This is a genomic window from Mesorhizobium robiniae, from assembly GCF_040545535.1.
Lineage (GTDB): Bacteria > Pseudomonadota > Alphaproteobacteria > Rhizobiales > Rhizobiaceae > Mesorhizobium > Mesorhizobium robiniae.
Map to the genome: position 1 here is coordinate 235849 of NZ_JBEPMC010000007.1, position 18991 is coordinate 254839.

General features: G+C 61.6%; 25 protein-coding genes. 15 read left to right on the plus strand and 10 right to left on the minus strand.

What is annotated here, in order from left to right; all coding sequences use genetic code 11:
- Positions 1–45: 45 nt before the first annotated feature.
- From ABID19_RS20690 to ABID19_RS20715, 6 genes are all read right to left on the minus strand, one after another.
- Positions 46–1251, minus strand: a complete 1206-nt coding sequence (locus ABID19_RS20690) for an aminotransferase class V-fold PLP-dependent enzyme (RefSeq protein ID WP_354492829.1) — start codon at positions 1249–1251, stop codon at positions 46–48.
- Between the two features lie 24 nt (positions 1252–1275).
- The gene (locus tag ABID19_RS20695; protein WP_354492830.1) at positions 1276–1737 is read right to left on the minus strand and encodes a RidA family protein; all 462 of its coding nucleotides are present in this window, start codon (positions 1735–1737) and stop codon (positions 1276–1278) included.
- A gap of 35 nt (positions 1738–1772) precedes the next feature.
- Positions 1773–2561, minus strand: coding sequence for an amino acid ABC transporter ATP-binding protein (locus ABID19_RS20700; protein ID WP_354492832.1), 789 nt, complete (start codon positions 2559–2561; stop codon positions 1773–1775).
- 4 nt (positions 2562–2565) lie between these two features.
- Positions 2566–3216: an amino acid ABC transporter permease gene (locus ABID19_RS20705; protein ID WP_354492834.1), complete on the minus strand. Its 651-nt coding sequence runs from the start codon at positions 3214–3216 to the stop codon at positions 2566–2568.
- A gap of 1 nt (position 3217) precedes the next feature.
- Positions 3218–3883, minus strand: coding sequence for an amino acid ABC transporter permease (locus ABID19_RS20710; protein ID WP_354492836.1), 666 nt, complete (start codon positions 3881–3883; stop codon positions 3218–3220).
- A 69-nt stretch (positions 3884–3952) separates the two neighbouring features.
- The gene (locus ABID19_RS20715) at positions 3953–4828 is read right to left on the minus strand and encodes a transporter substrate-binding domain-containing protein (RefSeq protein WP_354492838.1); all 876 of its coding nucleotides are present in this window, start codon (positions 4826–4828) and stop codon (positions 3953–3955) included.
- Positions 4829–4954: 126 nt separating this feature from the next.
- Here ABID19_RS20715 and ABID19_RS20720 point away from each other — a divergent pair, with 126 nt between their 5' ends.
- Positions 4955–5758, plus strand: coding sequence for an IclR family transcriptional regulator (locus ABID19_RS20720; RefSeq protein WP_354492840.1), 804 nt, complete (start codon positions 4955–4957; stop codon positions 5756–5758).
- A 29-nt stretch (positions 5759–5787) separates the two neighbouring features.
- On the opposite strand, the gene ABID19_RS20725 is transcribed toward ABID19_RS20720, so the two are convergent.
- Positions 5788–5991, minus strand: a complete 204-nt coding sequence (locus ABID19_RS20725; protein WP_077380473.1) for a YdcH family protein — start codon at positions 5989–5991, stop codon at positions 5788–5790.
- Positions 5992–6230: 239 nt separating this feature from the next.
- Here ABID19_RS20725 and ABID19_RS20730 point away from each other — a divergent pair, with 239 nt between their 5' ends.
- The 6 genes from ABID19_RS20730 to ABID19_RS20755 all read left to right on the plus strand — a co-directional run bounded on the left by ABID19_RS20730 (position 6231) and on the right by ABID19_RS20755 (position 11340).
- Entirely contained in the window at positions 6231–6410 is a 180-nt protein-coding gene (locus ABID19_RS20730) for a YdcH family protein (RefSeq protein WP_095487303.1), read from the plus strand.
- Between the two features lie 241 nt (positions 6411–6651).
- Positions 6652–7905, plus strand: a complete 1254-nt coding sequence (gene ispG, locus ABID19_RS20735; protein ID WP_354492842.1) for a flavodoxin-dependent (E)-4-hydroxy-3-methylbut-2-enyl-diphosphate synthase — start codon at positions 6652–6654, stop codon at positions 7903–7905.
- Positions 7906–7909: 4 nt separating this feature from the next.
- Positions 7910–8779, plus strand: a complete 870-nt coding sequence (locus ABID19_RS20740) for a lytic transglycosylase domain-containing protein (RefSeq protein ID WP_354492844.1) — start codon at positions 7910–7912, stop codon at positions 8777–8779.
- A gap of 36 nt (positions 8780–8815) precedes the next feature.
- A complete protein-coding gene (locus ABID19_RS20745; protein ID WP_354492846.1) occupies positions 8816–9367 on the plus strand; it encodes a chloramphenicol phosphotransferase CPT family protein in 552 nt (183 codons plus the stop codon).
- 28 nt (positions 9368–9395) lie between these two features.
- On the plus strand, positions 9396–10133 hold the full coding sequence (locus ABID19_RS20750) for a class I SAM-dependent methyltransferase (RefSeq protein ID WP_354493013.1): 738 nt from the start codon (positions 9396–9398) through the stop codon (positions 10131–10133).
- A 277-nt stretch (positions 10134–10410) separates the two neighbouring features.
- Positions 10411–11340, plus strand: coding sequence for a LysR family transcriptional regulator (locus ABID19_RS20755; protein ID WP_354492848.1), 930 nt, complete (start codon positions 10411–10413; stop codon positions 11338–11340).
- A 7-nt stretch (positions 11341–11347) separates the two neighbouring features.
- Here the strand turns inward: ABID19_RS20755 and ABID19_RS20760 are convergent, their stop codons facing one another.
- Positions 11348–12265, minus strand: a complete 918-nt coding sequence (locus tag ABID19_RS20760) for a polyprenyl synthetase family protein (protein ID WP_354492849.1) — start codon at positions 12263–12265, stop codon at positions 11348–11350.
- A gap of 78 nt (positions 12266–12343) precedes the next feature.
- Between ABID19_RS20760 and ABID19_RS20765 the strand changes: the two genes are divergently transcribed.
- The 8 genes from ABID19_RS20765 to ABID19_RS20800 all read left to right on the plus strand — a co-directional run bounded on the left by ABID19_RS20765 (position 12344) and on the right by ABID19_RS20800 (position 18018).
- Complete coding sequence (locus ABID19_RS20765; protein ID WP_354492851.1) at positions 12344–13114, plus strand: biosynthetic peptidoglycan transglycosylase; 771 nt, start codon at positions 12344–12346, stop codon at positions 13112–13114.
- 138 nt (positions 13115–13252) lie between these two features.
- Complete coding sequence (rpmF, locus tag ABID19_RS20770; protein WP_008834724.1) at positions 13253–13435, plus strand: 50S ribosomal protein L32; 183 nt, start codon at positions 13253–13255, stop codon at positions 13433–13435.
- A 257-nt stretch (positions 13436–13692) separates the two neighbouring features.
- Positions 13693–14187, plus strand: coding sequence for an Lrp/AsnC family transcriptional regulator (locus ABID19_RS20775; protein ID WP_352927991.1), 495 nt, complete (start codon positions 13693–13695; stop codon positions 14185–14187).
- Between the two features lie 2 nt (positions 14188–14189).
- Positions 14190–15047 (plus strand): transporter substrate-binding domain-containing protein, encoded by an 858-nt coding sequence (locus tag ABID19_RS20780; protein ID WP_354492852.1) that lies wholly within the window; start codon positions 14190–14192, stop codon positions 15045–15047.
- A 102-nt stretch (positions 15048–15149) separates the two neighbouring features.
- A complete protein-coding gene (locus tag ABID19_RS20785; protein WP_354492853.1) occupies positions 15150–15809 on the plus strand; it encodes an amino acid ABC transporter permease in 660 nt (219 codons plus the stop codon).
- A complete protein-coding gene (locus tag ABID19_RS20790) occupies positions 15806–16480 on the plus strand; it encodes an amino acid ABC transporter permease (protein ID WP_354492854.1) in 675 nt (224 codons plus the stop codon). The genes ABID19_RS20785 and ABID19_RS20790 overlap by 4 nt, the downstream gene beginning before the upstream one ends.
- A gap of 31 nt (positions 16481–16511) precedes the next feature.
- Positions 16512–17465: an agmatinase gene (locus ABID19_RS20795; protein WP_354492855.1), complete on the plus strand. Its 954-nt coding sequence runs from the start codon at positions 16512–16514 to the stop codon at positions 17463–17465.
- Between the two features lie 151 nt (positions 17466–17616).
- Positions 17617–18018: a hypothetical protein gene (locus ABID19_RS20800; protein ID WP_352927979.1), complete on the plus strand. Its 402-nt coding sequence runs from the start codon at positions 17617–17619 to the stop codon at positions 18016–18018.
- A 104-nt stretch (positions 18019–18122) separates the two neighbouring features.
- On the opposite strand, the gene ABID19_RS20805 is transcribed toward ABID19_RS20800, so the two are convergent.
- Positions 18123–18356 carry a hypothetical protein gene (locus tag ABID19_RS20805; protein WP_354492856.1) on the minus strand — a complete coding sequence of 78 codons (234 nt, stop codon included), beginning with the start codon at positions 18354–18356 and terminating at the stop codon, positions 18123–18125.
- A 78-nt stretch (positions 18357–18434) separates the two neighbouring features.
- On the minus strand, positions 18435–18962 hold the full coding sequence (locus ABID19_RS20810) for a winged helix-turn-helix transcriptional regulator (RefSeq protein ID WP_354492857.1): 528 nt from the start codon (positions 18960–18962) through the stop codon (positions 18435–18437).
- Positions 18963–18991 lie beyond the last annotated feature (29 nt).

Genomic DNA, 18991 nt, shown 5'->3' on the forward strand with positions numbered 1-18991 from the left:
ATGCGATGCCCTGCGCAGCATTTGAATGCGTGGCGTCAACGTTGCCTAATCAGGCCAGCGCAAGGCGCCGGCGGAGTCCTTGCGAGCCGGCTTCATCGCATCCTCCGGGCGTTCAGCTGCGCTCAACACCGCCCGCAGGCGTTCCGCGACAATCTCCGCCTCGCCGGGATGGAGGTTGCACGGGTCCAGGAAGAAGTGACCGCGCTCGACCTCGTGGTTGCGGACGATAATAGGAGGCGAGCCGGCCGCCAGCGCTGAAGCAAGGCCGGCGGCGGTGAATCTGCTTTCGGGCGTAACAAACACCTGCAGGCGGTCGAGCGGATTGGCGGTCGGATCGGGAATAATATGCGCGGCGATGCCGGGCAGGTCCTGCAATGCATCCTCCCACAGATGCAAAGCCGCTTCTTCCCGCTTGCGGATGCCGGCATGATCGCGTCGCTCCCAGGCCTCCAGCGCGGCCATGGTGCCGGCGATGCTTTCCTTGCCGACCTTCATCGCCCGCGCAACACCACGATTCTGAAGATAGGCGGCTCGCACCAGATCCTTGCGCCCGGTTACGATGCCGCTTGTCGGTCCGCTGAGAAACTTGTGCCCGCTATAGACGACGATATCGGCGCCCCGGGCTAGAAAGCCGCGCAAGTCGTATTCGGAAGCCGCATCGACGATCACCGGAATACCCTTGGCGTGGCAGATCTCGCAGAACTCTTCGAGCGAAAGCATGCCGTATTGCACCGTGTGATGCGCAACGACATAGAGGCCTGCAGCGGTGCGGTCGCGGATCGCCTCGCGTACATGGTAGTCCTGGGTCACGCTGACCGTGCCGGCTGGTACTGTCTTTGCCCCGGCCAACCGGATCGACTGGTCGATCGGCGCGCCGTAATTGACGATATGGCCAAGCTGGACGATGACCTCGGACTTGAGGCCCTCGGTGTCGTCCGGCAGCCGCTCGATTGCGAGAAGGTTGGTGCCGGTCATCGTGCCGGCGATCGCCATAGTGATGCCGCTGGCGCAGCAAGCCGTGATGAAGCTGGCCTCGCCCCCTGTGAGGCGCGCGACAACAGTGCTTGCGGCGCGTTGCAGATCGTCCATCTCGACCCACTGCGAGGCGATCTCCGACATCGCGGCGATCGCCTCCGGGACGACGATCGAGGCGCCGAGCGCCGTCATCGTGCCGGAAACGTTGATGATTGGGCGAAGGCCAAGTCGTTGGCGAATTGTCGTGTTGGAGCCGTTTCCGGAATAGGTTTTCATCTTTGCAAATCCCATTTATGGATGTCAGGCGGCGATCTCGATGATCGCCTCGATTTCAACTGTGATGTTTCCCGGCAAAGAGCCGACACCGATCGCTGAACGTGCGTGTCCGCCGATATTTTCAAAGACCGCGGCGAAGAGATCGGAACAGCCGTTCACTACCTTCGGGTGATCGCTGAAGGTCGGGATCGCGTTGACGAAGCCAAGCAGCTTGACGACACGCACGATGCGGCCGAGGTCGCCCGCTGCGGCATGCATGACGGCGAGCAGGTTCAAGCCGGTGAGACGGGCATGCTTATAGGCCTCCTCCACCGTGACGTCCTCGCCTACCTTGCCGGTGCAAAGCGTGCCATCGGCGCGCAATGGACCCTGGCCGGAAAGGAAGATCAGCCGTCCGCTTTCGGCGTGGGTGACGAAGTTGGCAATCGGCGTCGGCGGCTCGGGCAGCGTCAGGCCCAATTCGGCGAGCCGGATGTAAGGCGTCATAAAAGGCTCCTTGCGACAGCTTTCGCCGTCCGATGTCAGAAATGCGAGGCGCGGAACCGCGCCAGAAAGCTGCGAAGGCGTTCATTATCGATCTCGGCGCCCAGGATCTCGGCAGGCGGGCCTGCGGCGCTGACGCCGCCATCCGCCATGAAGACGATGCGGCTCGAAGCGTCGCGCGCAAACGCCATCTCGTGCGTGACCATCACCATGGTCATGCCGTCCTCAGCCAGGCTGCGCACCACCTCGAGCACTTCGCCGACGAGCTCCGGATCGAGCGCGGAGGTTATTTCGTCGAGAAGCAGGATTTTTGGCTCCATCGCCACCGCGCGGGCGATGCCGACGCGCTGCTGCTGGCCGCCGGAAAGCTCGGCCGGCAGGCTGTCGGCCTTGTGGGCAAGGCCGACCCGGCCTAGCCAGTGCTCGGCAATGGCACGGGCCTCGGCGCTGCTCTTGGCGCGCACCTTGCGCAGGCCGAGCATGATGTTGCCGGCCGCCGTCAGATGCGGGAACAGATTGAAACTCTGGAATACCATTCCGGTTTCTGCGCGCATCTTCGCCAGGTCGCGTTCGCTGCGGCGCTGGCGTGTTCCCGTCTCGCGGAAGCCAACCTCCTTGCCGTCGATGCGGATCGAGCCGCTATCGTAGCTCTCCAGGAAGTTGACGCAGCGCAGCAGCGTGGTCTTGCCGCTGCCGGAAGGCCCGATGACAGTCACCACCTCGCCGCGGGTCACTTGCAGACTGACGGAGCGCAGGACCTCGACGGATCCAAAGGATTTGGAAACGTCGGAGACGTCGAGAAGTGCCGGATTGGCGTGCGTGGGCATCTTGCTATTCCCGGAGGAAGGAGAAACGCCGCTCCAACCGTCGGCTGGCCAGGGAGAGCGCGTAATTGACGGCGAAGTAGATGACCGCGCCGAGGATGTAGAGCGGCATCGCCTCATAGGTGCGGCCGATGACCTGGTTGATGGCGTGCATCAGGTCGGTGATGCCGAGCAGCGAGACCAGCGCGCTGCCCTTTACCGCATCGGTGACGCCATTGATCCATGGCGGCAGGAAGCGCCTGAACGCTTGCGGGAAGATGACGTAGGCCAGCCGCTGGCGAAAGGTCAGCCCGATCGCCATCGCTGCCTCGGACTGCCCCCGCGGTATGGAGCCGACCGCGCCCCTGAAATATTCGACGACTTGCGCCGTCTTGAACAGGGTGAGCGCCAGCACCGCTGCCCAGAAGGATTCCAGATGGATGCCGACGGCAGGCAGGCCGTAATAGACGAAGAAGATGAGCACCAGGATCGGAATGCCGCGTATGGTGTCGCTGAAAATGCGCACCACCCAGCGCAGCGGCGCGGGGCCGTAGACAAGGCCGACGCCCATCATCACACCAGCGACGAGCGACAGCGCCACGACCAGCAGCGACACCCACAAGGTCACGGCAAAGCCTTGAGCCAGGAAGGGCAAGGCATAGGCGATCTGGCCAAGCATTCTAGTGCGCCGCCCTGAACCGGCGCTCGACAAGCCGAAGCGCATAGAGGAGCGCATAGCCGGTCAAGAGGTACATCGCCGTCACCACCAGGTAAACCTCGACGATCCGGAACGTGTTGAAATTGATCCATTGGGCGCCGTAGGTGAGTTCGGGCACGGAAATGACCGAGGCGACGGACGTGTCCTTGAACAGCGAGATGAACGTGTTGGAAAGCGCAGGCAGCGTTATCCGCAGCATTGTCGGCAGTCGCACGTGGAGCAGCCGCTGCCACGGCGTCAGGCCGATCGCCTTGCCGGCGTCGAGCTGTCCGCGCGGTACCGCTTCCAGCCCCGAGCGAAACACCTCGACCAGATACGCGCCGCTATAGAGCGACAGCGTCGCCACAAACGAGGTCTGTGCGCTGTAGGCGACATCGACGACCGTCGGCAGGCCGTAGAAGACCAGATAGACAAGCAGGATCAGCGGCACGTTGCGGATGAATTCGACATAGGCCGCGATGGCGGTCCGGACCAGCCGTCCGGCCGAAACGTACCAGACCGCCAGAACGAGCCCGATGACGATGCCGATAGCGATGGAAATCACGGCGAGCTCGAGGCTGAGCAGCAATCCGCCCCAGAGCTTGTCGAAATTTCGCCAGATCAGGTTGAAGTTGAGCGTATAGCCCATGTGTCTCTCTCAATACCGACGGCCGTCGAGGAGAAAGCGGCGGAAGGACGCGTCCTTCCGCCGGCTCGATCAGATGACCGGAAAGCCGGGGTGCCGCGCCGGCGGCTCCATCCCGAAATAGTCCTTGAACGCCGCATCGTAGAGCGCGGTTTCGTGACCAAACATGGCGATAGTGAAGGTCGAGTTGACGAAGGTCAGCCAGTCGAGATCGCCTTGCCTGAGTGCTGCGCCGTAAAGCATGCTCAACCAGCTCTTGCCGGCATCGAAGTAACGGTCCGGATTGCGCGAGGCAAGCCAGCGCACCGTGGACAGATCGACTGCAGCGGCGTCGACGCGTTTCGATTCCAGTGCCTGCAGGACGTTGGCCTGCGTATCTATCTGCATCACCTGCGCTTCGGGTAGGACGAGACGCACATTTGCTTCGGCATCGACATTCTGCAGGATGGAAATCCGCGTCGCCGAACCGCCGGCAAGCAGCTTGTCGAATGTCTTGTTTTCGGCGGTCGGAAGGGTCAGCAGGGCGACGCCTTCGACGTAATAGGGCCGGGAGAAGTTGACCAGCTGCGAGCGCTGGGCGCTCATGGTCATGAACTGGATCGAAATGTCGACCTTGTTGGTGGTCACATTGGGAATACGTTGCGCCGGGTCCTGCATGACGAACTCGACCATGGTCGGATCGTCGAAAAGTCCCTTGGCGAGAATGCGGCCCATGGTGATGTCCATGCCGACGAGCTCGCCGGCATCGTTCTCGAAGTGCCAGGGCGCGTTGGTGCTGCCGGTGCCGACGATAATCTTGCCGCGATCGAGAACGGTGCGAAGCAGGCTGTCGGGCGCTGCTTGCGCCGCCGCCTTCTGAACATCGACCGTTGCTGCTGCGCCTATCGCTCCGGCCGTTGCAAGTCCGGCCAATTTCAGAAATTCACGTCGTTTGGATGTGTCGTTCACGGCGACCTCCTTCGTGTTGTGTTCCCCTTTGGACGAGCAACATGCGTCATTGCAATGAACGCGATTGTCCCTTACAAGAGACGTATGTACTCTATACAAGACAGATACTAACATCAGGAGCAGGTAATGCAAGATGGCAATGCCTTGGCAGTTCGGCCGGCTGCCGGGCTGGACGAAGACAGGGCTTCGGGCTCTCGCGAGAAGGGTCTCAACCGGGTGCTCCAGATCCTGGAGTTTCTTCACGCGACCCAGCGTGCGATCGGGATTGGCGACCTCGCCAAGGGCGTGAATGCGCCACGCTCGACGACCTATACGCTTGTGCGCTCGCTGGTCGATGCGGGCCTGCTGGAAATGACAGGCGACGGTAACCGCGTCTATTTCGGGAAGAAGCTTTATCTCTACGGAATGGACTATGTGCGCGGCAACGACCTGCTCAGGAGAGGGCGTCAGGAAGTAGACAATATGTCGCGCGAGACAGGCGAGACCTCTGAATTGTGCATGCTGCAAAGCGGCCGCTACACGATTGTCCATTCAAGTCCGGGCACCAGGCCGTTCCGGATCAGCTCGGCCACAGGTCTGCAGATCCCGCTTCCTTGGACCGCTTCCGGGCGGTTGCTTCTCGCCGGTTTCGAACGGGCCGTGATCGAGGACATGGTGTCCGAGGACGATCTCGTCCTACCGGACGGCCGCAGACTGCTGCTCGACGACTTCATCGCCGATATTGCCCTGGCCGGGGCTGCCGGCTACTGCGTGACCTCAGGCCTTGTCGACGCCTATACTAAATGCCTTGCCGCGCCGGTCTTTTCGGTGCCCGGCAAAGTCGAGGCGACGATATGCCTGGTGGTCCCGATAGACACTTCCGAGGGAAAAACCGCCGATCTGATTGCCCTGCTGCGCGAACGCGCCGCGAGGCTTTCGATCACGGGATGAGCAGGTTTGCAGACGGTAAGTGGATTTGCTCAGGCAATGATATCGGGAATGATCCGGTCTTCCAGAGCCATCAGCCGGTCTTTCAGGAAGAGCTTCTTCTTCTTCATGCGCTGGATCTGCAGAGGGTCGCAGTTCATGGCGATCATCGCGTTGATGGCCGCGTCGAAATCGGCGTGCTCCTGCTTCAGCCGAGAATATTCGAGGCGGATATCAGCCTGTTCCTGTTCGGACATTACCTACCGTCTGCACGTCTGCGGCGCCCAAAAATGGGCCTGATTGGGCGAGGCCGGAGGCGTCTTGCTCCGGCGCGCAGCCAATATCACATTTCGTATTGTCGTGGAATGCTACCACGCAGCATTCGACATCGGTGCCCGATGGTGGCACACTGTTATTATGCCGTCACAGAAGCGAACCTGCGGTGGACGCCCCTTGACGGCTGCAATCGAGGAAACCATGAAAGGGAGAACCAATCATGTCTCTTGCATCCCATCTTGATGAGTTGCAGCGGAAACACGGCGACATCGAACGCGAAATCGATGACGCGATGAATCATCCATCAGTGGATGACCTCGAAATCGTGAATCTCAAGCGGCGCAAGCTGGCACTCAAGGACGAGATTGAAAAACTGAAAGCGAAACCGACCACCCACTGACCCTCTTCCTGGAATAGCCGCGCCGCTTCGGCGCGCAACCATCTTTCCGGTGGCAGCCATGCCGCCGGATAGAGGTTTTATTTTACATTTCGCGTATTATGGCTCCGGTCGCCGGCGATATCGGAGATGGTGCTGCTGTCTTTCGTTATGGATTTGCTAGGTCTGCCTGGCTGTCGCCATTGACAAGCCATCTTTGCTCCTCCACCTCATGCCCGGACCTTCTAGATAAAAGGCACCGGCCATGACCGGATATTTTTCCTCACCCTTCCCGCGCCGCACGTCTGTCGGTGTCAATGTCGGCGGCGTGATGGTCGGCGCAGGTTCGCCTGTCGTCGTTCAGTCGATGACCAACACCGACACCGCCGATGTCGATCAGACAGTCGCTCAAGTTGCGGCGCTGCATCGCGCCGGCTCCGAGATCGTGCGCATCACCGTCGACCGCGACGAGAGTGCTGCCGCCGTGCCCGCCATCCGCGAGCGACTCGAACGGCTCGGCATCAATGTGCCGCTGGTCGGCGATTTCCACTATATCGGCCACAAGCTGCTCGCCGACCATCCGGCTTGCGCCGAGGCGCTGGCGAAATACCGCATCAATCCCGGCAATGTCGGCTTCAAGGACAAGAAAGACCGGCAGTTCACTGATATCGTCGAGATGGCGATCCGCTACGACAAACCGGTGCGCATCGGCGTGAACTGGGGGTCGCTCGACCAGGAGCTTCTGACCCGGCTGATGGACGCCAACCAGAGTCGGGGCTTTCCGCTGACCGCGCAGGAAGTGACGCGCGAGGCGATCGTGCAGTCGGCGATCCTTTCGGCCGAAATGGCCGAGGAGCTCGGCCTTGGCCGTGAAAAAATCATCCTGTCGGCCAAGGTCAGCGGCGTGCAGGACCTGATCGCGGTCTACACCGAGCTTGCCACCCGCTCCAACCACGCGCTGCATCTTGGCCTCACCGAGGCCGGCATGGGGTCGAAAGGCATCGTCGCCTCGTCCGCGGCGATGGGCATCCTTCTCCAGCAAGGCATTGGCGATACGATCCGCATCTCGCTGACACCGGAGCCGAATGGCGATCGCACGCGTGAGGTGCAGGTGTCGCAAGAACTGCTGCAGACCATGGGGTTCCGGCAGTTCGTGCCGATCGTCGCTGCCTGCCCCGGCTGTGGCCGCACGACCTCTACGGTATTCCAGGAACTCGCCCAGAACATCCAGGCGGATCTGCGCAAGAACATGCCGGTGTGGCGTGAAAAATATCCCGGCGTCGAAAACCTCAAGGTGGCGGTGATGGGCTGCATCGTCAACGGTCCGGGTGAATCCAAGCATGCCGATATCGGCATTTCGCTGCCTGGCACCGGCGAGACACCGACGGCGCCGGTGTTCGTCGACGGCAGGAAGGCGGCGACGCTGCGCGGTCCTTCGATCGCCGCCGACTTTGAGAAAATGGTCGCCGACTATATCGAGCAGCGGTTTGGGCAAGTTGGCAAGGCCGCGGCGGAGTAGGTCGATGCACCTCCCCTGGGCGACGCTGGTCTTGCTTATTGGGGTGGGCTTGTTTGGCGCGCCGGGCTGGGCGACAGCCGCCCGGGCCGATCCGCCGCGCCCCGCCAAACAGCGGCTGCTCGACCGGGTTTGCAACCTGATAGAGGTCCATGCAGACCAGAACGGCCTGCCCAAGGATTTCTTTGCCCGGCTGATCTGGAAGGAAAGCCGCTTCGATCCCAATGCGGTCAGCCCAGTCGGCGCCGAAGGCATCGCCCAGTTCATGCCGGGCACAGCCAAGATACGCGGTCTCGCCAATTCTTTCGATATCGAGCAGGCCATCCCGGCCTCGGCAAAATATCTCGCCGAAATGAAAACCGGCTTCGGCAATCTGGGCCTGGCCGCCGCTGCCTACAATGCAGGCGAAACCCGGGTGTCGCGCTGGCTGAGTTCCGGTGGCTTCCTGCCGATGGAGACCGAAAACTACGTTCTGGACATTATGGGCGAGCCGGCCGACAGGTTTACCGACGCCGCCTATGCCGGCATCATCCGGCCGCTCGACAAGAAATCGAGCTTCGCGGTCGCCTGCCGCAGGCTGCCGGTCATCAAGTCCAGAACCGTGGCCATGGCGTCGATCAACGTCAAGCCATGGGGCGTGCAGGTGGCTGGCAACTTCCGCCGCGCCGCGGCGCTCAGTCAATGGAACGGTGTAAAGCGCCGGTTTCCGGCCTTGCTCAAGGGCCATGATCCGGTGGTCAGCCGGGTGCGCTCGCCGATCGGCAGGCGTGGCATCTATGCGGTCCGGATCGGCGCCGACTCCAAAGCCAAGGCCGACAACATCTGCCAGAAACTGCAAAGCGTCGGCGGTGCATGCATTGTGGTGCGGAATCGGTAAAGTCTGCGCTTCGCCGTCACCTGAAAGTGCTGGAACATGACCGCCAAGATCGTGCTTCTCAACGGCGTCGGCAGCGCCGGCAAAAGTTCGATCGCCAAGGCGTTGCAGACGATGACCACCGAACCCTTTCTGCATGTTCAGATGGACGCGTTCGTCGAGATGCTGCCCGAGGCCCTCCAGAATCATGCCGACGGCTTCTCCTACGAAACGGTCGAGGAAGACGGCAAGCCGCAGGTCGTCATCAAAACCGGGCCGGTCGGCGAGCAAACCTTGCGAGGCATGCGGCACGCAATCGCCGCGATGGCGGCACAAGGCAACAACCTCATCGTCGATGATGTGCTCTGCAACGGCAAAATGCCGGAATATCTAGAACTGCTGTCGAAGTTCGCTCTTCACCTGGTCGGCGTGTTCGCTCCGCTCGACGTTCTCGAGGCTCGCGAAATCCAGCGGGCCGACCGCTTGCCGGGGCTGGCGCGCTGGCAATATGACCGCGTGCACAAGAATATCGGCTACGATCTCGAAATCGACACCAGCATGCTGACGCCGCTGGAATGCGCCAGGCGCTTAAAAGCGACGTTCCAGCTATAGGTCAGGACCACCCAGCTATATGACCACCATGACCGACCGTCTCTACAGCGATCCCGACCTTGTCCAGTTCTACGACATCGAGAACGAAGGCGGCGTCGACTTCGACTATTGCGTCGGGTTTGCCAAGGGTGCCGGGTCGGTTCTCGACCTCGGCTGCGGCACCGGGCAGTTGGCCGCCGCGCTCGCCGACCGGCGTAGCGTGACCGGCGTAGATCCCGCGCCGGCGATGCTCGACATCGCGCGCCGCAGAGCTGGCGGCCAGAGGGTCGACTGGGTCGAGGCCGATGCGCGCGACGTCCGGCTCGGACGACGCTTCGATCTGGTGCTTTTGACCGGGCACGCCTTCCAGGTGTTTTTGACGCCGGAAGATCGAGAGGCGGTGCTTGCCACGATCGCGGCACATCTGGCTCCTGACGGGCGCTTTATCTTCGACACGCGAAATCCAGCGACGGAGGAATGGCTCGAGTGGACGCCGGAAAAATCCGAACGGGAATTGAGGCATCCCGGATTAGGCACGGTAAGAGCGTGGAACGATTCCCGGCGCGATCCCGCTACCGGTGTCGTCACCTACTCGACCCATTATGAAATCCCCACCAGTGGGCGGGTGCTCAGCGCCGAGTCGAAAATAGCCTTTCCGGCAAAGGAAAGCCTTGCGCAGATGCTGGATAAGACCGAGCTGGTCGTAGAAGAATGGCTCGGCAGCTGGCAGGGCGAGCCATATGGCCCGGCCACGCCGGAAATCATCCCGATTGGCCGGTTGCGCTAGCCCGGCCGTCGCTTCGCCTTAAGCGGTTCCCCAGCTTTGTTCCGCACCCGACTGAGCACGCGGATAATCCGGAGGCACCACCGCCCAATTGCGGCGCTGCGCTGGCGACGTGCCCACCGATGCAACTCGTGGCCATCGCGCAGATTTGGCTGTTCTGAACGCATCGCACCTCCTCGCCGGCATTTCCGTATGCTGAGGAGGAAATCATATTATGTATCGCCGTTGCCGATAATCGGTGATAATTTCCGTTCATCTGTGACGAATTGGAATAAACACCATGGACCGGCCGGAAGCGATGGGCGTGTTCCTGTCAGTTGTCGAGGAAGGGGACTTCTCGGCAGCGGCACGGCGGCTGCGGATGACCCCGTCGGCAGTCAGTAAAATCATCGGTCGGCTCGAGTCCCGCCTTGGCGTGCGTTTGTTGCAACGCTCGACGCGGCGCATCAGCTTGACGGCGGAAGGCAGCACCTACGCCGACAGCGCTCGCCGTATCCTGAACGACATCAAAGAGGCTGAAATCGCGGTTCAACCCGGCGCAGAACCGCGCGGCCGCCTGCGTATCAGTCTTCCGAGCGCCTTCGGCCATCGTCTGATCGTGCCGATGCTACCGGCTTTCATCGATCGCTACCCGGCCATTGAGCTCGAGCTGATGTTTACAGATGCGATTGTCGACCTGTTGGCTGAGGAAACGGATGTCGCCGTGCGCGTTGCCGCCCAGAGCGATTCCAGGCTGGTGGTGCGCCGGCTGGCGCCCAATCACCGTGTCATTTGCGCGTCAGCTGAGTATCTCGAAAAACACGGCATACCGATGACGCCAGGCGACCTTCAACATCATACATGCCTTGGCATCACATCACGCGGCGGCCTCAACATCTGGGAATTCGACGGTCCGGATGGCCCGCAAAGCATGCGTATCCGCAGCCCGATAGAGGCAAACAGCACGGAAGCCCTGCGCCGGTTGGCGCTCGCCGGTGTCGGCATCATCCGCATGTCGGAGATATTGGTCGGGCCGGATATCAGGATAGGCAGGCTGGCCGCACTGCTCACTGGATACAATCACCATGACGGACCGCCAATCTGCGCCGTTTATCCGCCTGGCCGGATCCTGTCGCCACGTGTCCGCGTGTTCGTGGATTTTCTGGCCGAGCAGTTCGCCAACCCTCCTTGGCTACAGGGCGCGCCACAGGACGTCGGGAATACAGTCTAGAGCAACGTCAGCTGTTGCGGGTCGCGACGAATTTCGCCGCTTGCTTCAGAAGCACGGCGGCTTCGCCATAGGGATAGAGTAATGCATGCGCCTGGTCGACGAGGCCTTGAAGCTGGTCCCGCGCCCAGTTCGCGCCGTGCAGCGCCACCAGCGTCGCCTTGCCGGCGGCGGCATCCTTGCCGGTCGCCTTGCCCATCTGGTGAGCGTCCGCCGTCAGATCGAGCAGATCATCGGCAAGTTGAAAGGCAAGCCCGATGGCCGAGCCGAACTCGGCCAGCCTTTCGCGGTCGGCCGCTGGCGCGCCGGCAATGATCGCGCCTGCCTCGCAGGCGAAGCGGATCAGCGCGCCGGTCTTCATCGCCTGAAGCCGGATGATGCCGGCTTCGTCCGGCCCGATACGCTCGGCTTCGAGGTCGAGCATCTGGCCGCCGACCATGCCGCCGGCTCCGGCGGCGCGGGCCAGCGCCAGCACCAGTGCCGCCCTTCGCTCGGCCGGCAGCGTGGTCGCTTCGTCGGCAATGATGTCGAAGGCCAGCGCCAGCAAGGCGTCGCCGGCGAGGATGGCGGTCGCCTCATCGAAGGCCTTGTGCACGGTCGGCTGGCCACGACGCAGATCGTCGTCGTCCATGGCCGGCAGATCGTCATGGATCAGCGAATAGCAATGCACGCATTCGAGCGCCGCCGCCACGCGCAGCGCCGCCTCGCCGTCAGCGGAAAACAGCGCGGCACTTTCCATGACCAGGAAAGGGCGCAGGCGCTTGCCACCGTTCAGCACGCCATGGCGCATCGCCGCCATCAGACGTTGCGGCCGCGCGATCTCGCCTGAAAGCGGGCGGTCTTCGAGGAGCCGCCTAAGCAACGCCTCGATCGGACCTGCGCGCACGACAAGGGCTGCCTCGAACGGAATTTGATGGTCTTTCGTCATGGCCGGGACCGGTAGCCGACACTCAGACGTTGCGCAAGAAGCCAAGCGCCATTATGCCGGGGCAGGGAGTAGCATGGATTGGGCGGCTTGGCGGAACCGATCGTCGATCACGAAACCGAAGGGTTGGACATGGTGAGGCCGAAACGCGGCAACCGCATCGGTCTCAAACGCTGGCCCCGGCGCTGGGTCCGGCGCGGCATCACCGTCGCCGTCGTGCTGGCGCTGTTACCAGTGGTGTTGACGTTTCTGTATCTGCCGCCGTTCGTGCATCCGGTGTCGACCCTGATGCTGAAGGATCTGGCGACGTTTTCCGGCTATGACCGGCGCTGGGTCCCGATCGACGACGTGGCGCCGGCGCTGGCGAATTCGGTCATCATGTCGGAGGACGGGCAGTTTTGCTTCCACCGCGGCATCGACCTTGGCGAGTTGAGGGGCGTGGTCGACGACGCGCTAGCCGGCGAGATGACGCGCGGCGCCTCGACCATCACCATGCAGACCGTGAAGAACCTCTATCTGTGGTCGCGGCCGCTGGGCTCGGTCCGGAAAGTGGTCGAGCTGCCGCTGGCCGTCTATGTCGATATGGTGATGTCGAAACGGCGCATCATGGAGATCTACCTCAACATCGCCGAATGGGGGCCGGGCATCTATGGCATCGAGGCCGCCGCCCAGCACCATTTCGGGGTTTCGGCAAAACGATTGTCGCGTCGCCAGGCGGCGCTGCTTGCCGTCACCTTGCCGAATCCGATCGCGCGCAATCCGGCGAAACCCGGACCGGGGCTGAGACGGCTGGCCGCGCTGATCGAGCGGCGCGCAGGCCGGTCCGGCGCATATGTCGGCTGTCTGCGATAGCTCAAAAAAATTCACCGCGGCGCTGGCCAAAACGGCGCGGGGCGTGTATAGGCAGCCGACTTTCTCAGATTCCGGCCCTGACGCGGCCCTTTCACGAGGGCCAGCTGGGGCGTTTTGACCATGTAGTGGAGCATATCCATGGCCGTACCGAAACGAAAAACCTCTCCGTCGAAGCGCGGCATGCGCCGTTCGGCCGATGCGTTGAAGGCCCCGACCTATGTCGAGGACAAGAATTCCGGCGAGATGCGCCGCCCGCATCATATCGACCTGAAGACCGGCATGTATCGCGGTCGCCAGGTGTTGACGCCCAAGGAGAGCTGAGAGCAGCTTCTCCGAAGTTTTGAGTTATCAAAAGACCGGCCTCTGGCCGGTCTTTTGCGTTCGGCCTCCAGTTTGACGCCGAGCTGACCTGTCGGCGGGTCGCGCCTCCCCAAACCCCAGCAACATTCGAATATCCGGTGCCCCTCGCGCCAGCCTTCGGCCGGGGCCTGGTTTTGGCTTGCGGCGGGCTTGCAAATGACGAATTCTTGTGCAAATTTATATTTTATCGTCGGAAATCGACATGAATGTGAGGTTCTATGTGGGATTTCGTCAGCACCAGCGATCTCGATGACACCGAACAGGCCGTCCTTTCGCAATTGAAAGGCGACGGGCGCATGTCGAGCGTCGACATCGCCAAGCGCATCGGCGTGACCGAGGCGACAGTGCGGCGGAAAATGGCTCGCATCCTCGAAGATCCGGATATCTGTATACAGGCGGTCGTGCGCCCGTTGCGCAGCGATGTCGGCATCGCCGCCATCGTTGGCCTTGACGTCGACCGCGAACACATCATCAGCGTCGCCAGGAAACTGTCGGAATATTCGTTCGTAGACAGCGTCTACGCGATGACCGGTCCGTTCGACATCATCATCCAACTGACCTTGCCGTCGACGACAAGCCTGCATGATTTCCTGGTCAGCGAATTGTCCAATGTTCCCGGAATCAAGGATTCCGAGAGCTATATGATCGGCCGCGTGTTCAAGCACAGCGGCCGGGCCTACCAGCACAGCAAAACCGAAGAAAAAAGAGGGTGACAATGGGTGAGTTCTTTTCTGCTTCGCGCCGCCGCGTCCTGTCTCTGCTCGCCGCCGCGCCGTTTTTCCTGTCGTTCGCGACCTCCTCGCATGCCGACGGCCTGATCGACCAAATCAAGCAGCGCGGCACCATCGTGGTCGGTACCGAGGCAGCTTTCGAGCCGTTCGAGTTCGTGCGCGACGGTCAGATCGTCGGCTATAACAAGGACATACTGGACTATGTGGTGAGTCAGCTGGGCGTGAAGCTCGAACAGCTCAACCTGCCATTCCAGGGATTGCTGCCGGGCCTGCTTGCCAAGAAGTTCGACCTCATGGCGACGTCCACCGGCATCAATGCCGAGCGGGCGGCGAAATACGCCTACACCCGGCCGACCGGTTCCTTCGAGAATGTCATTGTCGTGCGCGCCAATGAAGACCGCATCAAGAAGCCGGAGGACGTCAACGGCATGGTCGTCGCCACGCAGCTTGCCTCGTCGGTGCAGCCGATCATCGAAGCCTACGACAAGGGACTCAAGGCAAAGGGTGGCGCCGGCCTTGGCGAGTTGAAGCTGTTCACGTCTTTCCCGGAAACCCACGTTGCGCTCGCTTCAGGACAGGTCGACGCGATCGTCATCGCCTCGCCGTCGGCAGCCGTGCTGATGAAGAACGTGCCCGACACCTACAAGGTCGTCGGCCCGATCGGCGAATTCTCCTACCTTTCCTGGGTCGTGCGGCCCGAGGACAAGGATTTGCGCGAGTTCATCAACGCCAAGATCGGCGAGATCAAGGACAGCGGCAAGCTGAAAGAGCTGCAGATGAAGTGGTTCGGCTTCGAGATGAAGACACCCGCCGAGGGTTATTTGCCGGAAGGAGCTCTCTAGCAGAATCCACGCATTGTCCGGCGCATTGCGGAAGAAGCCGACCTCCTGTCGGAATCGATTCCAGCAACATGCACCGGACGGCGCCAAACCGCCGGTTGAAAGATGTTCGACTTTTCCAGAACCCTCGGGTTCCTGCCGCAATTCCTTGTGGGTGCCGGCGTGACCCTCGGCGTCTCGGTGCTGGGCTTCGCCGTCGGCACGGTGATCGGCTTCGGCTTGCTCGCCTGCGGCAGGTCGCGTTGGCGTGCCGTTCGCTGGATCGGTGCGCTCTACACCAGCTTCATTCGCGGCACGCCGCTGATCGTCCAGATATTCGTCGTCTATTATGTGCTGCCAGGCTTGGTCGGCATCGACCTGCCGCCGCTGCTGGCGGGCATCCTGGCGCTCAGCTTCAACAGCGCCGCCTTCGTCGCCGAAATCCTGCGCGCCGGGCTGACGCGCATTCCCGCGGGCCAATATGAAGCGGCCAAGGCGCTAGGCCTGAAGCCGGTGGTGACCTGGTTCAAGATTATCCTGCCGCAACTTTTCCGCGCCATCATCCCGCCGATGGTCAACGAGTTCACCATGCTGGTGAAGGCGTCATCGATCCTGTCGGTGATTGCTGTGGTCGAACTGACCCGCACGGCGCAGAATATCATGAACGCCACCTACCGGCCGGTCGAGGCCTTCTGCATCGCGGCGGTGCTGTATTTCATCGTGCTGTTCTCCTGCAGCCTGCTGACCAGGCATCTGGAACGCAGCGCGGGGGGAGCTCGCACATGAGCTTCGACTTCTCCCTCATAGCGGACAATTGGCAGATACTGGCCAAGGGGTTTGGCAATACGGTGCTGATGTGCGTCGTGTCGTTGCCGCTCGGATTAGCCCTTGGAACCGTGCTGGCGCTGATCAGGCTACGGGGCGGAAGACTGCCGGCAGTCATCGTCTCGGCCTATGTCGAGATATTCCGCAACATTCCGTTCCTGATCCAGATTTTCCTGCTGTTCTATGCATTGCCGATGTTCGGCGTCAGGCTTTCGCCGATAATCGTCTCGGTCGGCGCGCTATCGGCCTATGCCAGCGCCTATTCCGCCGAAATCATAAGAGGTGCGATCCAGTCGATACCGCATGGGCAGGTAGAGGCAGGCTATGCACTGGGGATGCGCTACCTCACCATCTTTTACAAGATCCTTGTGCCCCAAGTGATCGGCTACATCCTGCCCGCGGCCACCAACCTCACCATCACGCTGATCAAGGAATCGGCGATCCTGTCGGCGATCACCGTACCGGAACTCACTTACGTGGCGCAGAACATCATCGGCCGCACCTTCTCGCCAGTGGAGATCTTCACCGCCATCGCATTGCTGTACTGGGGCCTGACCGCCCTTGTGGCAGCGATCTCGCGCAGCCTGGAGCATACGCTGCAACCTCATCTCGCAGCCCGCCGTGGCGCCTGATCACAAAGACTTTCAACACAAAGGAGACCCTATGCCCAAGCTCACCACCGCGCCGCGCGATGTGTTTCAGACATTCCTGAACTTCCCGCTAGCGGAGGACCTCGATACGCTGAAAGCCGACGTTGCCATCATCGGCATGCCTTATGGCGAACCCTACACGATCGACGAACTGATCAACGACCAGACGAACGCGCCGACCGCCGTGCGCCGCGCTTCGCAGCGCATCAGCCAGGCGCTTGACCGCTATGATTTCGACATTGGCGGCCCTGTCTTTGCCGGCCAGGATATCAGGGTTGTCGACGTTGGCGATGTTCCCGGCAACGCCGCCGACCATGTTGGGCACTACAAGCGCGCCGAAGCGGCGATCCGCAAGATACGCGCGGCCGGCGCGCTGCCGATCACCATCGGTGGCGATCACGGCGTCCCGATCCCGATCTTCCGGGCGCTCGACGGCGAGGGTCCGATCACGCTGGTGCAGCTCGATGCCCATCTCGATTGGCGCGACAACGTCAACGGCGTCAAGGAAGGCTACTCCAGCACCATCCGCCGCGCCTCCGAAATGGCGCACATCAAGGAGATTTTCCAGGTCGGCATTCGCGGCCAGGGCAGCGCCCGCACGGAGGAAGTCGAAGCAGCCCGGGCCTATGGGGCCAACATCATCACCATCGACGAATGGCAGGATATCGGTACCGCCGCGCTGCTCAAGCGCATTCCGGATGGCGGCCGGTACTATCTCACCATCGATGCCGACGGGCTCGATCCGGCCGTGATGCCGGCGGTCGAAGGGCCGCAGCCGGGCGGCGTCACCTATCGCCAGACGATCGAACTGATCAAGGGACTGTTCGCCAAGGGAAAAGTCGTCGGCATGGACATCGTCGAGATCGCACCTGCCCGCGACATCAACGAGATCACCTCGATGACTGCCGGCCATATCATTCTCAACGTCATCGGCGCCGCCGTGCGCGCCGGACAGTTCAAGCGCTGAGCTTCGACATATCGAATGTCAGCCGGAAGGTGTTTCCGGCTGACATTGTTATTTCGCACCGTCTTTGTCCGTGTTCGCGGTCGCACACGAAAATTCTTGACGGCGAACGCCGGGCGCATTCTACAGAAGGCAGTCCAACCGGAGCCGCCTGATGTTCGGTGCCATCCCGCTGCTGATCGTGCCCTTCGTCCTCTATAATCTCGGGCTTCTGGGAATATTCGGCGGCGGCGACGATCCCTGGGCAAGCGAAATGTTCTCGATCCGCATGATGTCGGGCGGGGTGTTCTCGATGACGCTCGGCGATCTGATCGTGCTGATCGGGCTGATCCTCTTCTTCGTCGAAATCGTGAAATCGACGCGTACGACTAGCGCCTCGATCATGGACCACCTGTTGTCGACCTTCGTCTTCGTGGCTTTTCTGGTCGAGTTCCTGCTGGTGAAGGGCGCGGCGCACTCCGTTTTCTTCACGCTGATGGTGATCGCACTGGTCGACGTGCTGGCCGGCTTCTCAGTGTCGATGCGGGCGGCCACCCGTGACATAAACATGAATTAGAGGCCAAGCTCTGGATCGGTGTCGGCCGCTTCGATGCCGACCTGTTCATTGTTGTCCGATCTATCGGCGGAAATGCCGCCGACGCCGGTCGCGACGAGCCAGCTCTATTTTTTCTTGGCGCGCGCCGGCTTCTTCACCGGAGCAGCCGGCGCATTGGCGAGGTCTTCGGCTTCCTTGGCGAGACGCAGCGCCCGCAGCTTGTTGGTCTTAATCTGGCGGGCGTCGCTCTCGGCCACATAGTCGGCCATCGCCTTCTGACGGACCGTGGCTGCCTCTTCCTGCTTCTTGAAACGCAAATCTGCCCGCGCGCGGGCAGTATCCTTAGAGTTCTCGACCAAGGGCTTTTCCAATCCCGTAAATTATAGTTTTCAATCCCTTAATAGCAGAGCCGACCTGCCATGGGGAAAATAAGTTGGTCAGACACGCGGATCGCACCCGGCGCCCGGCGCCTTTCCGGCGACAACCGCCTCGTATCCGGCCTGCAAGGTCGCACGCACGGTGGCATCCGGCGGCGTGTCGGAAGGCGTACCCAGATGATCGTGGCGCAGCTCGTCCATGAATTTTTCCCACATCGGCGGGCCGCCCTTTTCCAGAAGTTCGGCGCGGATCGAGAGTTCTTCGCTGACCGGCAGCCAGACGCGACCCCAGGCGCCGAGATGCGCCAGGATCGGCACCAGTGTTATCGCCATTTCGGTGAGGGAGTAGATCGCTTTCTGCTTGTGGGTGGGATCGTCGGCCCTGGTCAGCATGCCGAGCTCCATCAGCCGCTTCAGCCGATCGGCGAGGATGTTGGAAGCGATGCCTTCCAGCGACCCGTTGAGCAGCTCGCGAAAATGGCGCTTTCCACCGAAAATCATGTCACGAAGGATGATCAGGCTCCACCGGTCGCCAAACACTTCAAGGGACAGGTTGATCGGACACCCAGACCGGCGATCGATGCTCATGCGATTCTCCGAAAGAAACCGGTTGCAGT

Coding starts and splice junctions, on each gene's coding strand:
- ABID19_RS20700 (WP_354492832.1), bottom strand. CDS start 2,561: ATGCCCACGCACGCCAATCCGGCACTTCTCGACGTCTCCGACGTTTCC.
- ABID19_RS20730 (WP_095487303.1), top strand. CDS start 6,231: ATGTCTCTTGCATCCCATCTTGATGAGTTGCAGCGGAAACACGGCGAC.
- ABID19_RS20790 (WP_354492854.1), top strand. CDS start 15,806: ATGAGCTTCGACTTCTCCCTCATAGCGGACAATTGGCAGATACTGGCC.
- ABID19_RS20750 (WP_354493013.1), top strand. CDS start 9,396: ATGACCGACCGTCTCTACAGCGATCCCGACCTTGTCCAGTTCTACGAC.
- ABID19_RS20695 (WP_354492830.1), bottom strand. CDS start 1,737: ATGACGCCTTACATCCGGCTCGCCGAATTGGGCCTGACGCTGCCCGAG.
- ABID19_RS20760 (WP_354492849.1), bottom strand. CDS start 12,265: ATGACGAAAGACCATCAAATTCCGTTCGAGGCAGCCCTTGTCGTGCGC.
- ABID19_RS20755 (WP_354492848.1), top strand. CDS start 10,411: ATGGACCGGCCGGAAGCGATGGGCGTGTTCCTGTCAGTTGTCGAGGAA.
- ABID19_RS20740 (WP_354492844.1), top strand. CDS start 7,910: ATGCACCTCCCCTGGGCGACGCTGGTCTTGCTTATTGGGGTGGGCTTG.
- ABID19_RS20725 (WP_077380473.1), bottom strand. CDS start 5,991: ATGTCCGAACAGGAACAGGCTGATATCCGCCTCGAATATTCTCGGCTG.
- ABID19_RS20720 (WP_354492840.1), top strand. CDS start 4,955: ATGCAAGATGGCAATGCCTTGGCAGTTCGGCCGGCTGCCGGGCTGGAC.
- ABID19_RS20745 (WP_354492846.1), top strand. CDS start 8,816: ATGACCGCCAAGATCGTGCTTCTCAACGGCGTCGGCAGCGCCGGCAAA.
- ABID19_RS20690 (WP_354492829.1), bottom strand. CDS start 1,251: ATGAAAACCTATTCCGGAAACGGCTCCAACACGACAATTCGCCAACGA.
- ABID19_RS20775 (WP_352927991.1), top strand. CDS start 13,693: ATGTGGGATTTCGTCAGCACCAGCGATCTCGATGACACCGAACAGGCC.
- ABID19_RS20785 (WP_354492853.1), top strand. CDS start 15,150: ATGTTCGACTTTTCCAGAACCCTCGGGTTCCTGCCGCAATTCCTTGTG.
- ABID19_RS20810 (WP_354492857.1), bottom strand. CDS start 18,962: ATGAGCATCGATCGCCGGTCTGGGTGTCCGATCAACCTGTCCCTTGAA.
- rpmF (WP_008834724.1), top strand. CDS start 13,253: ATGGCCGTACCGAAACGAAAAACCTCTCCGTCGAAGCGCGGCATGCGC.
- ABID19_RS20800 (WP_352927979.1), top strand. CDS start 17,617: ATGTTCGGTGCCATCCCGCTGCTGATCGTGCCCTTCGTCCTCTATAAT.
- ABID19_RS20705 (WP_354492834.1), bottom strand. CDS start 3,216: ATGCTTGGCCAGATCGCCTATGCCTTGCCCTTCCTGGCTCAAGGCTTT.
- ispG (WP_354492842.1), top strand. CDS start 6,652: ATGACCGGATATTTTTCCTCACCCTTCCCGCGCCGCACGTCTGTCGGT.
- ABID19_RS20710 (WP_354492836.1), bottom strand. CDS start 3,883: ATGGGCTATACGCTCAACTTCAACCTGATCTGGCGAAATTTCGACAAG.
- ABID19_RS20795 (WP_354492855.1), top strand. CDS start 16,512: ATGCCCAAGCTCACCACCGCGCCGCGCGATGTGTTTCAGACATTCCTG.
- ABID19_RS20780 (WP_354492852.1), top strand. CDS start 14,190: ATGGGTGAGTTCTTTTCTGCTTCGCGCCGCCGCGTCCTGTCTCTGCTC.